The organism is Micromonospora sp. NPDC004540, from assembly GCF_040610095.1.
In the GTDB taxonomy this organism is placed as follows: domain Bacteria; phylum Actinomycetota; class Actinomycetes; order Mycobacteriales; family Micromonosporaceae; genus Micromonospora.
This window is the reverse complement of sequence record NZ_JBEXLR010000068.1, coordinates 1-12,383: the sequence shown is the minus strand read 5'-3', so window position 1 is coordinate 12,383 and position 12,383 is coordinate 1. Positions and strand designations below refer to the sequence as shown.

The 12,383-nt window shown below is 77.0% G+C and carries 13 protein-coding genes and 1 riboswitch; of the genes, 6 read left to right on the top strand and 7 right to left on the bottom strand.

The window, feature by feature from the left end; genetic code table 11:
• Nucleotides 1-11 precede the first annotated feature (11 nt).
• The 4 genes from ABZV78_RS21395 to ABZV78_RS21380 all read right to left on the bottom strand — a co-directional run bounded on the left by ABZV78_RS21395 (nucleotide 12) and on the right by ABZV78_RS21380 (nucleotide 3,272).
• Entirely contained in the window at nucleotides 12-137 is a 126-nt protein-coding gene (locus ABZV78_RS21395; RefSeq protein WP_355641049.1) for a hypothetical protein, read from the bottom strand.
• Between the two features lie 76 nt (nucleotides 138-213).
• Nucleotides 214-1,227: a LacI family DNA-binding transcriptional regulator gene (locus ABZV78_RS21390; RefSeq protein WP_355641047.1), complete on the bottom strand. Its 1,014-nt coding sequence runs from the start codon at nucleotides 1,225-1,227 to the stop codon at nucleotides 214-216.
• A 125-nt stretch (nucleotides 1,228-1,352) separates the two neighbouring features.
• Nucleotides 1,353-1,961: a glycine zipper family protein gene (locus tag ABZV78_RS21385; protein ID WP_355641045.1), complete on the bottom strand. Its 609-nt coding sequence runs from the start codon at nucleotides 1,959-1,961 to the stop codon at nucleotides 1,353-1,355.
• A 156-nt stretch (nucleotides 1,962-2,117) separates the two neighbouring features.
• On the bottom strand, nucleotides 2,118-3,272 hold the full coding sequence (locus ABZV78_RS21380) for an FAD-dependent oxidoreductase (protein WP_355641043.1): 1,155 nt from the start codon (nucleotides 3,270-3,272) through the stop codon (nucleotides 2,118-2,120).
• 70 nt (nucleotides 3,273-3,342) lie between these two features.
• Between ABZV78_RS21380 and ABZV78_RS21375 the strand changes: the two genes are divergently transcribed.
• Nucleotides 3,343-3,966, top strand: coding sequence for a TetR family transcriptional regulator (locus ABZV78_RS21375; RefSeq protein WP_355641042.1), 624 nt, complete (start codon nucleotides 3,343-3,345; stop codon nucleotides 3,964-3,966).
• A gap of 104 nt (nucleotides 3,967-4,070) precedes the next feature.
• Entirely contained in the window at nucleotides 4,071-5,195 is a 1,125-nt protein-coding gene (locus ABZV78_RS21370) for an FUSC family protein (protein WP_355641040.1), read from the top strand.
• A 6-nt stretch (nucleotides 5,196-5,201) separates the two neighbouring features.
• Here the strand turns inward: ABZV78_RS21370 and ABZV78_RS21365 are convergent, their stop codons facing one another.
• Entirely contained in the window at nucleotides 5,202-5,897 is a 696-nt protein-coding gene (locus ABZV78_RS21365) for a phospholipase (RefSeq protein ID WP_355641039.1), read from the bottom strand.
• Nucleotides 5,898-5,984: 87 nt separating this feature from the next.
• Nucleotides 5,985-6,974, bottom strand: a complete 990-nt coding sequence (locus ABZV78_RS21360) for a LacI family DNA-binding transcriptional regulator (protein ID WP_355641038.1) — start codon at nucleotides 6,972-6,974, stop codon at nucleotides 5,985-5,987.
• A 146-nt stretch (nucleotides 6,975-7,120) separates the two neighbouring features.
• Here ABZV78_RS21360 and ABZV78_RS21355 point away from each other — a divergent pair, with 146 nt between their 5' ends.
• Complete coding sequence (locus ABZV78_RS21355; RefSeq protein ID WP_355641036.1) at nucleotides 7,121-8,338, top strand: MFS transporter; 1,218 nt, start codon at nucleotides 7,121-7,123, stop codon at nucleotides 8,336-8,338.
• Between the two features lie 118 nt (nucleotides 8,339-8,456).
• Nucleotides 8,457-8,789 carry a hypothetical protein gene (locus tag ABZV78_RS21350; protein ID WP_355641034.1) on the top strand — a complete coding sequence of 111 codons (333 nt, stop codon included), beginning with the start codon at nucleotides 8,457-8,459 and terminating at the stop codon, nucleotides 8,787-8,789.
• A gap of 10 nt (nucleotides 8,790-8,799) precedes the next feature.
• Here the strand turns inward: ABZV78_RS21350 and ABZV78_RS21345 are convergent, their stop codons facing one another.
• A complete protein-coding gene (locus tag ABZV78_RS21345) occupies nucleotides 8,800-9,516 on the bottom strand; it encodes an MBL fold metallo-hydrolase (RefSeq protein WP_355641032.1) in 717 nt (238 codons plus the stop codon).
• A gap of 308 nt (nucleotides 9,517-9,824) precedes the next feature.
• A riboswitch (cobalamin riboswitch) is annotated at nucleotides 9,825-9,954 on the top strand.
• 45 nt (nucleotides 9,955-9,999) lie between these two features.
• Here ABZV78_RS21345 and ABZV78_RS21340 point away from each other — a divergent pair.
• The gene (locus ABZV78_RS21340; RefSeq protein WP_355641030.1) at nucleotides 10,000-10,134 is read left to right on the top strand and encodes a hypothetical protein; all 135 of its coding nucleotides are present in this window, start codon (nucleotides 10,000-10,002) and stop codon (nucleotides 10,132-10,134) included.
• Between the two features lie 152 nt (nucleotides 10,135-10,286).
• Nucleotides 10,287-12,383: cobaltochelatase subunit CobN (locus tag ABZV78_RS21335; RefSeq protein ID WP_355641028.1), on the top strand; the 2,097-nt coding region annotated here is incomplete at its 3' end.

Genomic DNA, 12,383 nt, shown 5'->3' with positions numbered 1-12,383 from the left:
GTGGTCGTGGGTCACATGGGGAAGACGGTCCAGAGCCAGTCGCGGAGCCCTGCCGTCCCGTGCCGGCGGTGGTGGTTCGCCGGGCCGTTGCACAATCCGGAGCGGTGCTGGTCCCGCTGCCGGTGCGGCGCGCTCATCGCGCCGAGGTGGTCACGCCCTCTCTTTTGATCATGGCTTCGATGGTCGCAGCGCCGCCCGGGAACGGCAACGGGATTACCGCTCGGCCGGGGCGGGGCCGAGGCTGTCCCGGTGGACCAGTTCGGCCGGGAGGGTCTCCACCCGGTCCCGGTCGCCGGCCGGGTCCAGAGCCAGGGTCATGGCGCGGGCGCCGAGTTCGGCCAGCGGCAGCCGGACCGTGGTCAGCGCCGGGGTCACGTCGGCGGCGATCGGCATGTCGTCGAAACCGACCACGGACACCTCCGCCGGCACCCGCACCCCGCGCGCGCGGAGCAGGTTCAGCGCGCCGACGGCCATCGAGTCGTTCAGCGCCACGATCGCGGTCAGCCCGGGCGCGGCGTCCAGCAGCTCCGCCGCGGCCCGGGACCCGCCGTCGCGGGTGAAGTCCGCGTACCGGATCGACGCCTCCGGCAGCGGCTCGCCCAGGCCGGCGCCGAGCCCGGCGATCCGGTCGCTCGTGGTGGTGAGGGAGCGCGGGCCGGCGAGCACGCCGACCGCCCGGTGCCCGAGCCGGCGCAGCTCCGCGCCGAGCAGGCGGGCGCCCTCCTCGTTGGCCGGCAGCACGGCGTCGCCCCGGTGCCGGTGCCGGCCGATCACCGCCACCCGCCCGCCGGTGGCCGCGTACGCGGCGAGCCGCTCGTCGAGCAGGGCGTTGACCGTGGGGTCGCGATAGCCGGAGCCGGCCAGCACGATGGCGGCGACCTGCTGGGCGCGGAGCAGGTCGACGTACTCCACCTCCCGCTCCGGGTCGCGGTAGCTGTTGCAGATGATGACCAGCCGGCCCCGCTCGGTGGCGACCCGTTGCAGCCCCCTGGTCACCTCGGCGAAGTACGGGTCGGAGACGTCGTGCACCAGCACGCCGACCACGCTGCGCTGCGGCCGGGCCAGCAGCTGGGCGTGGGCGTTCGGCACGTACCGCAGCTCGGCCACGGCCTTCAGCACCCGCTCGCGCAGCTCGTCGGCGACCGGCTTGCTGCTGCCGTTGATGACCCGCGACGCGGTCGCGGGGGAGACGCCCGCCCGACGGGCGACGTCGGCCAGCGTCGCCATGCGCACCCCCTCGCACACCCCGGTGGCCGAGAGGCTACCGCAGCGCTGCCGGGAAAGCCCTTGCCTGATCGGTGGAGGCGGCGTTCACCCGGAGCGGGCGGTGGGGCGGGAGGTGGTCGCCGGCGTCATCGCGGCGGGGTCCCCTGGATCCGGTACGCGATGGCTTCGTGCCAGAGGTGCGGGTAGACGCCGACCTCGAAGTAGCGGGTGAACCGGTTGATCGGCGCGTTGCTGTGGTCGTGCCAGAGCAGCCAGACCGGGGCGACGGTGAACAGCACGTAGTTGAGCGCGACCAGCGGCAGGTAGAGCGGGCCGAGCAGGCGTGCCTGGAGGATGTGCACGTCCTCGTGCCGCTGGATGCCGGGGCTGGAGCCGGCGCAGACGGTGCCGATGGTGGTGGCGTAGCGGGGCGAGACGCCCTCGACGAGGTTGACCCGCCCGCTGCCCTGCGACACCGCGCGGTCGAGCTGGTGCCCGACGACGAGGTGCAGCGTCAGGCAGAGCGCGCCCGCGACGGTGTTGAGCAGGCTCCAGGTGTGGTCCACCACGAAGAGGAGGACGCCCTTCACGTCGGCGGCGTAGGTGCCGGCGGACCCGACCGCCCAGCCGAACGGCGCGCCGATGAGCAGCCCGGCGACCGCGCCGACGAGCAGGCCGATGGTGCCGCCGGCCGCCGCGCCGAGCCCGGCGCCGAGGACGATGTGGACGGCGGCGCTGAGGATGCCGAAGATCATGGGGTCACCTCTCTCGGACCCGGGAGCGGATGTGGCGGCCGGTCGGCCGGGAGTGGGTGCGGGGGTGTGTGGCGCTCAGTGCCGGCCCCAGGGCGAGACACCGCGAGGCGCAATGCCCGGCTGCGGCTGAGTCACGTAGTCATGCGCAATTGTCGCTCAGGCCGGCGGCTGCCAGTCGGCGTACCGGGCCGCGCCGCGCAGCGCCGCCCTCGCCGGGATCAACCGGAGCAGGGCGTCGCGCACGGCCACCGCCGCCGGGTGGCGCAGCTGCTGGCCGTACCGGGCGGCGCGGGCGGAGGCCCGGGCGACGGCCTGGCTGCGCGGCCGCCGCTGCCGGCCGTACGCGGTCAGCGCGCCGGCCAGGTCGGCCCGTCCGCCGGCGCACGCGGCACCGAGCACCACGGCGTCCTCGATGGCCTGCCCCGCGCCCTGCCCGAGGTGCGGTGTCATCGCGTGCGCCGCGTCGCCGAGCAGGGCCACCCGCCCCCGCACGTACGACGGCAGCGGGGTGGCCAGGTGGAACAGGTCGGTCCGGAGCACCGCGTCGGGCGGCGTGGCCGCCAGCAGCGCGGGGATCGGCTCGTGCCAGCCGCCGAAGCGGTCCCGGACGGCCGCCAGCTCGTCCGGCTCGCGCCCGCCCGGCGGGGCCGTCTCGGCCGCGTACCAGTAGAGCCGGCCGTCGCCGAGCGGGACGGTGCCGAACTCCCGGCCCGGGCCCCAGGTGACGGCCGTCGCCACCGGGCCGGTCCAGCGGATCGCCGCCCGCCAGGCCGTCGAACCGGAGTACGCCGCGTCCGGCAGCTCCGGCCAGAGCCGGCGGCGCAGCCCGCTGTGCAGCCCGTCGGCGCCGACCACGAGATCCGCCCGCAGCGTGACCGGCGAGCCGTCCCGCCGGTAGGTCACGGAGGGCAGGTCGGCGTCGACGTCGACCACGTCGGCCCCGGTGACCAGTGCCGGGGCCGGCAGGGCGGCGCGGAGCAGCCGGTGCAGCGCGGTGCGGTGGATCCCGAGCGCGGCCGTGCCGAGCGCCCGTTCCAGCGCGGCCCCCTCGATCCGGGACAGCCACCGGCCGTCGCTGGTGCGCAGCCCGCCGGGCGAGTCCGGCACGCCCTGCCGGCGGATCGCCTCGCCCACGCCGAGCGCGTCCAGCCCGCGCAGCGCGTTCGCCATGAGGGTCAGGCCGGTGCCCAGCTCGCGCGGCTCGGCGGCGCGTTCCAGCACGGTGACCCGCCAGCGGCGGCGGTGCAGGGCCAGCGCCGCGGCGAGCCCGCCGATGCCGGCGCCGACCACGATCGCGTGCGGCTCGCCCATGCCGATCACCCCTTCTACGTCTGTAGAAGGCCATACTACATCCGTAGAAGTGGCGTGAGGAGGGACCGAGGTGAGTGGACGGGCGGCCCGGGTGGCCCGGCTGGCCGACGCGGCGGTGGAGCTGCTGGCGGAGGGCGGCATGCGGGCACTGACCCACCGCGCCGTCGACGCGCGGGCCGGGATGCCGCCCGGCACCACGTCGGCGTACCTGCGGACCCGGCAGGCGCTGATCGAGGCCGTGGTCCAGCGCCTCGCCGACCTCGACCGCGCCGACCTGGCCGCGAACGACCTACCCACCGAGCCGCCGCGGCCGGCCCCGCCGCTCGGGCCGGAGGGGCTCGACCAGCTCGCCGCCGGGGTGGCCGAGGTGCTCGACCGGTGGTTGACCACCGGACGCACCCGCGCGCTGGCCCGCTACGCCTGCCTGCTGGAGGCGGTGCACCGGCCCGAGCTGCGCCGGATCCTGGACCACGGCACCGTGCTGCGCGTCCAGGCCCGGGACCTGCTGGCCCGCGCCGGCGCGCCGGACCCGCGCCGGCAGGGCGACCAGTTCGTCGCGTTCGTCGACGGGCTGCTCTTCGACCGCCTTGTCGGCGCCGGGGCGCTCAGTGCGCCGCCGCCCGGCACGCCCGCCAGCCGGGAGGACCTCCGGGCCGGCGTGCGTACGCTGCTGCGGGCCTTCACCGGAACCTGACGGGCCGGCCGTGACCGCCGGCACCGCGGGGAGGTGGTGCCCGCCGCTGCCGACCGGCGCGACCGGGTCGAGGATGGTGGGCGGGCGCGACAGGGAGGCGGGCGATGACGGCGTGGATCGGGGTGCGGGAGGCGGCCGGGCGGCTGCGGCGCGGCTGGCTGCCGGTGGCGGAGGCCACCCTGGCCGCCACCGTCGCGTGGATCCTCGCCACCCGGCTGGTCGGCCACCCGGAGCCGTTCTTCGCCCCGGCCGCCGCGCTGATCGTGCTCGGCCAGGCCCGCGGCCAGCGGATGCGCCGGGCCGTCGAGGTGGTGCTCGGCGTCGCGGCCGGCGTGCTGGTGGCCGACCTGGTGGTGCAGGCGCTCGGCCCGCGGACCACCTGGACGGTGCTCACCGTCATCCTGCTCACCGTCGCCCTGGCCGTGGCGATCGGCGCCAGTTCGGTCACCGTGGTGCAGGCCGCCGTCTCCGCGCTCTACCTGGTGGTGGTCTCCCCGCCGACCGAGTCGCTGGTCCCGTTCCGGTTCGTCGACGCGCTCATCGGCGGCGCGGTGGCCGTGGTGGCCAGCCAGCTCGTCGACGCCCGGCGGCCGCTCGCCCCCCTGGTCGACGAGTTCCGGCACACCTTCGACGAGCTGGCCGGGGTGCTCGGCGAGATCGCCGAGGCGCTCGACCGCGGCGACGACGCGGCGGCGCTGGCCGCGCTGGAGCGGGCCCGGCACGCCGACGCCGGGGTGGAGCGGCTGCGCGGCGCGGTGCTCGCCGCCGGCGAGGCGCTGCGGCTCAACGTGCGCCGCCGCCGGCATCTGGGCCGGCTGCGCTCGGTGGAGGGCTCCATCCGGCAGATCGACTACGCGGTCCGCAACGTGCGGGTGCTCGCCCGCGCCGCGGTCACCCTGACCCGCGGCCCGGCGCCGGTCCCGGCCGAGCTGGGCGGCGCCGTACGCACCCTCGCCGAGGCGGTGCGGTCGGCCGGCGACGCGCTCGCCGCCGACCTGACCGGGCAGGACGCCGTCGCCGACGCCCACGCCGAGCGGGTCGACGTCGCCGCGCTGGAGGCGGTCCGGGCGGCCGGCCGACTCTTCACCCCCGGCCAGACCCTGCCGCTCGCCATGATCATCGGGCAGGTCCGGGCCACCGCCATCGACCTGCTGCGCGGCGTGGGGGGCGACGACGACGCGACGGTGCTCACCCGGGTCGACGCGGCGGTCACCGGGCCGGGGCACTGACCCGGCTCAGCCCACCAGCCAGTCCACCGCCCGCCGCCGGATCTCCGCCGGCACCTCGTGCCCGCCGGCGAACTCGGCGTACTCGGCGGCGTAGCCGAGGGTGTGCAGGCGGGGCATCAGCCGCCGGCTGCACACGTCGACCGGCAGCACCCGGTCGTCGGTGCCGTGCGAGACGAACAGCCGGGGCCGGCCGTGCGTCACCAGCGGCGCGGCGAAGCCGGGCGAGAAGGCCACCACCGCGTCGACCAGGTCGCCGTTGGTCAGGCCCAGGGACAGGGCGTACGAGGCGCCGTCGGAGAAGCCGCCGACGGCCACCCCGTCCACCGGGTAGGCGCGGAGCGTCGCGGCCAGCAGCGCGTCGATCCGGGCCACGTCCGGGCCGTACCCCTCGGCGATCAGGTCCCAGGTGCTCGCCACGGCCTGCGGCGCGAGCAGCAGCAGCCGGTGCGCGTCGGCCAGCGGCAGCAGCAGGTCGAGGCCCTGCCGGGCCGAGCCGCCCGCGCCGTGCAGCAGCACCACCACCCGGTACGGCCCGGTGCCGCCGATCGGCACGTGGCGTAGCGCGGGCGGCCCGCCCGCCGGGTCGGGGACCTCGGCCGGACCGGTCGGACCGGGCGCGGTCACGGTGGTGGGACGGGCGGTCAACCGGCCGTGCCGGTAGCCCTCCTCGGGCTGCCGGTGCGGCGGCGCGGGTTCGGTCACCTCGCCCCCCTGTCGTCGGTCGGGTCGGGCGGCGGATACCCGGCTGCCGGCCGCTCAACCACGCGGCCGGCAGTGCCCGGACGCGGCTCAGGCGCTCTCGCGCGCCACGAGGGTCGAGGGGAACGCGGTCACCGGCGGCACCGGCCGGCCGTCCAGCACCGCGGTCGCCGCCGCGGTGGCGATCCGGGCCACCGGATGGGTGGCCGTGGTCAGCGCCGGGGTGCTCACGGCCGCGTACGGGATGTCGTCGAAGCCGGCCACCGCCACGTCGTGCGGGACCCGCAGCCCGCGCCCGCGCAGCGCGGCGATCACGCCCAGCGCGGTGGCGTCGCTGGCCGCGTAGATCGCGTCGGTGTCCGGCCAGCGGTCCAGCGCCTCCAGCGCCGCCCGGCCGCCCCGCGCGGCGGTGAAGTCGCCGGTGACCAGCCGCACCGGCAGCCCGGCCGCCCGCATCAGCCCCTGGTACGCGGTCACCGACCGCTCGGCGCAGCTCAGCCAGCGCGGGCCGGTGACCATGGCGATCCGGCGGCGCCCGCCGGCGTGCAGGTGGCGCAGCACCGCGTCGGCGCCGGCGGCGTTGTCGACGTCGAAGGAGGGTACGGACGGCGAGCCGGTGCCGATCGAGACGACCCGCCCGCGCAGCCCGGCGGGCACCGCGTCGAGCACCGGCGCGGTGGTGTTGACCAGCAGCACCCCGCAGACGCTGCGGTCGTCGCCGAGCCGGCGCAGCCCGGCCGGGGCGTCCAGCGGCAGCCACTCCAGGGCCACCCCCACCCCGTGCGGGGCGCACACCCGGGCCGCCGCGCTCACCAGCCGGTCCACGTACGGGTCGTCCAGCACGGTGGCGTCGGTGCCGGAGACCGCCACGACGAGGCGTACCCCGGCGCCCCGGACCAGCGCTCGGGCCGTGGTGTTCGGCACGTAGCCGAGCCGGTCGGCGGCCGCGCCGACCCGGTCCCGGGCATCCACCGAGGCGAACCCGTAGCCGCCGAGCACCCGGGAGGCGGTGGCCCGGGAGACCCCGGCCGCCCGGGCCACGTCGTCGAGGGTCACCGGGCGGCTGGTCGGCGTCTCCATGTCTGGTCCTCCCCGTGCTGGCCGTTCTGTCGGCATCATGCCCGCTCGGGGCCGGCCGGGGTAAGGGGTGGGAGCGTTTGTGGTGGTAGCGCTCTCAGGTGTGCGATGGTCGTCGGACGAACCTGTGGGGAGAGGACGACAGCACGGTGAGCAGCACCATCGACGCGCCGGCCGAGGCCAGCGCCGTGATCCCGCGGGCGGTCCTGGCCGCCCGCACCGGCGTGGCGGTCGTGTTCGCCCTGAACGGGCTGGCGGTGGCCACCTGGTTCGCCCGGGTGCCCGCGATCCGCGAGGCGCTCGGGCTCAGCGCCGGGCGGCTCGGCCTGCTGCTGCTGGCCATGTCGGCCGGCGCGCTGGTGGCCATGTCCACGGCCGGACTGGTCACCCTGCGGCTCGGCCCGGCCCGCACGGTGGCGGGCTCGACCGTGCTGGTGGCGCTCGGCCTGACGGGCGCCGGCCTCTCCGCCAGCCTGGCCGGTTCGCTGATCGGCGTCGTGGTGGGGCTCTTCGCCGTCGGTTACGGCTCCGGCACCTGCGACGTGGCGATGAACGTCGAGGGCGCCGCCGTGGAGAAGCGGCTCGGCCGGACGATCATGCCCAGGTTCCACGCCGCCTGGAGTCTCGGCTCGGTCGCCGGGGCCGGGCTGGGCGCGGGCGCGGCCCGGCTGGGCGTACCGGTGGGCTGGCACCTGCCCGTGATCGCGGCGGTGGTCCTGGCCGGCACGCTGCTCGGCGCCCGCGCCTTCCTGGCCGCCCCGGCCGAGCCGGCCGGTGCGGCCGACCCGGCCGCGCACCGGCGCGCGCTGCTGGCCACCTGGCGGGAGCCGCGCACCCTGCTCATCGGCCTGTTCGTGCTGGTGATGGCGTTCACCGAGGGCAGCGCGAACGACTGGCTGGCGGTGGCGTTCGTCGACGGGTACGGGGTGAGCGAGGCGGCCGGCGCCGCCGTCTTCGGGGTCTTCGTGGTCGGCATGACCCTCGGCCGGACAGCCGGCACCGTGGCGATCGACCGGTGGGGCCGGGTGCCGGTGCTCTTCGGCACCATCGGGCTGGCCGTCACCGGCGCCACGTGCGCAGTCCTGGCCGGCTCCGGGCCGCTCGCCGTGGCCGGCGTGGCGCTCTGGGGCATCGGCGCGTCGCTCGGCTTCCCGGTCGGGATGAGCGCCGCCGCCGACGACGAGGACCGGGCGCCGACCCGGGTCAGCGTGGTCGCCATGATCGGCTACACGGCGTTCCTCGGCGGCCCGCCGCTGCTCGGCTTCCTCGGTGACCGGCTGGGCATCCTGCACGCCCTCGGCGTGGTGCCGCTCCTGCTGCTGCCCATCCTCGCCCTGGTCCCGGTGCTGCGCCCACCGGCCCGCTGACCGACGGCCCGGCCGCGGCGGGCGGCCCGCGGGCCGTCAGCGGACCCTCACCCGGCTTCCAGCCGGTTGCCAGGAACGGGTGCTGCACTGGAGGGGACGCCGAGGAGAGGAGGCGGCCATGGGCTGGTTCAGCCGGCGGGCCACCGACCCGACGACCCCGACGAAGCTCGACCGGGAGGCGAACCGGGACGACCTGGCCGCGCTGGAGGCCTTCGTGACCAGCCGGCGCGGGGTGGAGTTCTACCTGGAACCGGAGACCACCGCCACCGACACCACCGTGGTGGCCATCGCCCACGACGGCGAGTGGATCCGCCGCCGCACCGGCTCGCCCCGGGCCGCCGCGAAGATCGCCCAGAAGCACGCGGTGCCGCTCTACGAGGCCGCCCGCACCGGCTATCCGGAGCGGATGCGGGCGTGGAACCGGGCGCATCCGGAGCGGCGCGCCCGCTGACCCGGCACGGTCAGCCGGCGCCCGCACCGGCCAGAGCGGCGCGCGCCTCGGCCAGCCGCAGCGGCTCGTCGTGGGCCGAGACGTACCAGGCGACGTCGTCGTCGAGCAGGCCGGCCGCGAGCGCCAGGTCGGGACCGTCCTCGGGGGTCCGCAGGTGCGCGGGCGGCGGGTACCAGCAGTCGCCGAGCAGCAGCACCCCGGAATCCGGCACCCGCACCACCGCGGAGTCCGGCGCGTGGCGCCCGCCCACGTGCCGGACCACCACTCCGGTGGGCAGGGTCAGCTCGTCGGCGAAGGTGCGCGTCGGCGGCAGCACCGCGAAGCCGTCCCAGGAGTCGACCGCCAGGGCCCGGGCCCGGAAGCTGTGCCCGAGCCGCGGGTTCTCGCGGACCTGCTCGCGCAGGTAGCGGTGGCTCCACGGCCGGGCCGCCTCGGCGCGCAGCAGGGCCACCCCCGACTCGTGCCCCACGATCTCCACCTCCGGCCAGGCGCAGGCGCCCCAGACGTGGTCCCAGTGGTGGTGGGTGTAGACCAGCCAGCGCGGCTCCGGCAGCCCGGCCGCCGCCAGCGCGGCCCGGACCTCCCGGGCGTGGGCGGGGCTCTGGCCCGCGTCGACGATCACACTTCCGCGGTCGTCGGCGACCACCGCCACGGTCGGGCGGACCGCGAACGGGTCGGGATCGCCGGGGAACAACCAGACCCGGCCGGCGAGATGTCGCAGCGTCACAGGCAATTCCTCCCCGCTTCGTGTCAGGTGATCCACAGTCGAGCGCGATGTTATCGGGCGGCCGCCGCTCCCGGCCGCCCCGGCTGCGACGATGCGGTCGTCCGGGGTGCCGGCGGACGGGCGCCGACAAGCACGCCACGGGCCGCCGGAATGTCGCCGTTCCCATCGACCCGGGCCATTGCCATCGGGGTGACGGGCGACGAAGTCCCATCGACCGCTGCGGATTCCGCGGGTCGGCCGGAGGGCGGGGGACCCGGCGTTGACCCGCGCCGGGCGGCTGTGGCAGCATTCGCGGCCTGACGGCAGTGAAGGAAGCCGGTGCGATTCCGGCGCGGTCCCGCCACTGTCACCGGGGAGCGATCCCCCCTCGTGAGTCACGGCCGTGCGTGCGCGGTTGGAAGGCCGGGGGTGAGCGTCGATCCGGGAGCCAGGATACTTCGGCCGTCGGAGAGCCCCAGGGCGTGGACACCCGAGGAGGAACCGATGCACGGCCTTTCCGCCATCGACGACGATCGTCGTATCCGGCCGTCGCGCACCGACGCGCCGCTGACCGCTCACTCCGCCGCCCCGCAGGCCACCGCGCCGCGCGCCGGGCGGGCCCGCGCCGTCCGCCGCTGATCGCCCCGCCGGGCTCCGCACCCGGCCGGGCGCCCCTGCCGACCCGCCGTCGGTGAGCCGCCCGCCGGACCCGCGTACCCGCCGCATCCGCACCCACCCCCGCCCGCCGCCGGCCCCGCCGCGCCGCCGGGCGTCACGCTCCGGAGCCGTCCGTGCGCATCCTGCTGCTCTCCACCGCCGACACCGACCTGCTCGCCGCCCGCGCCAGCGGCGCCGACTACCGGCTGGCCAACCCCGCCCGGGTTGCCGCCGACGCCGTGCCCGCGCTGCTCGACGGCGTCGACCTGGCCGTCGTACGCCTGCTCGGCGGCCGGCAGGCGTGGCCGGACGGCCTCGCCGCGGTGCTCGGCTCCGGCGTGCCCACGGTCGTGCTCGGCGGCGAGGCGGTGCCCGACGCGGAGCTGATGGCGGCGTCCACGGTGGCCACCGGGGTGGCCGCCGAGGCGCTCGCCTACCTGGTCGAGGGTGGCCCGGAGAATCTCGCCGAGCTGGCCCGGTTCCTCTCCGACACGGTGCTGCTCACCGGCGAGGGCTTCGCCCCGCCCGCGCCCACCCCGCCGCACGGGATCCTCGGCCCCGATCCGGCGCCTGACGGCCGGCCCGTGGTCGGCATCGTCTTCTACCGGGCGCACGCCCTCGCCGGGAACACCGCCTTCGTCGAGACCCTGGCGGGCGCGGTGACGGCGGCCGGCGGCCAGCCGTTGCCGGTGTTCTGCGGCTCGCTGCGCGGCCTCGCACCGGGCGCGGGCCCGCTCGAGCTGTTCGCGCGGTGCGACGCCCTGGTGGTGACGGTGCTCGCGGCCGGCGGGACGGTCGCCGCGGACGCCTCCGGGGGCGGCGACGAGGACGCCTGGGACGTCGGCGCCCTCGCCGCCCTGGACGTGCCGATCGTCCAGGCGCTCTGCCTGACCAGCGACCGCGACCGGTGGGCGGCAAGCGACGCCGGACTGTCCCCGTTGGACGCCGCCATGCAGGTCGCCATCCCCGAGTTCGACGGCCGGATCGTCACCGTGCCGTTCTCGTTCAAGCGGATCGACGCCGACGGGCTCTCGGTCTACCAGCCCGACCCGGAGCGGGCCGCCCGGGTCGCCGGCATCGCCGTCCGGCAGGCCCGGCTGCGGCACGTGCCGAACGCCGACAAGCGGCTGGCCGTCGTGCTCAGCTCGTACCCGACGAAGCACTCCCGGGTCGGCAACGCGGTCGGCCTGGACACTCCGGCCTCGGCGGTCCGGCTGCTCGCCGCCCTGGCCGAGGCCGGCTACCACGTGGGCGACGGCCCGGTGCCGGACGACGGCGACGCCCTGATCCACGCCCTGATCGCCGCCGGCGGGCACGACGTCGAGTGGCTCACCCCCGAACAGCTCGCCGCCGCCGAGGCGCGGGTGCCGGGGGAGACCTACCGGCGCTGGTTCGAGGCGGTGCCCGCCGCCCTGCGGGAGCGGATGCGGGAGCACTGGGGCGAGCCGCCCGGCCGGCTCTACACCGACGGCGGTGACGTCGTCCTCGCCGGGCTGCGCTTCGGCAACGTGGCGCTGCTCATTCAGCCGCCCCGCGGTTTCGGCGAGAACCCCGTGGCCATCTACCACGACCCGGACCTGCCGCCCAGCCACCACTACCTGGCCGCGTACCGCTGGCTGGCCGCGCCGGTCGCCGACGGCGGCTTCGGCGCGGACGCCGTGATCCACCTCGGCAAGCACGGCACCCTGGAATGGCTGCCCGGCAAGGGCCTCGGCCTGGCCGCCGACTGCGCCCCCGACGCGGTCCTCGGCGACCTGCCGCTGGTCTACCCGTTCATCGTCAACGACCCCGGCGAGGGCACCCAGGCCAAGCGCCGCGCGCACGCCGTGGTGGTCGACCACCTGGTGCCGCCGATGGCCCGCGCCGAGACCTACGGCGACCTGGCGAAGCTCGAACAGCTCCTCGACGAGTACGCCACCGTGCAGGCCCTCGACCCGGCCAAGGCGCCCACCGTGCAACGGCAGATCTGGGAACTCGTGCGCGCCGCCGAACTGCACCACGACCTGCACCAGACCGAGATGCCCGGCGCGGACGACTTCGACGACTTCGTGCTGCACCTCGACGGCTACCTCTGCGAGGTCAAGGACGTGCAGATCCGCGACGGCCTGCACGTCCTCGCCGAGGCGCCCGCCGGGGAGGCCCGGGTCAACCTGGTCCTCGCCGTGCTGCGCGCCCCGCAGGTGTGGGGCGGGGTCCGCGCGCTGCCCGGGCTGCGCCAGGCCCTCGCCGCG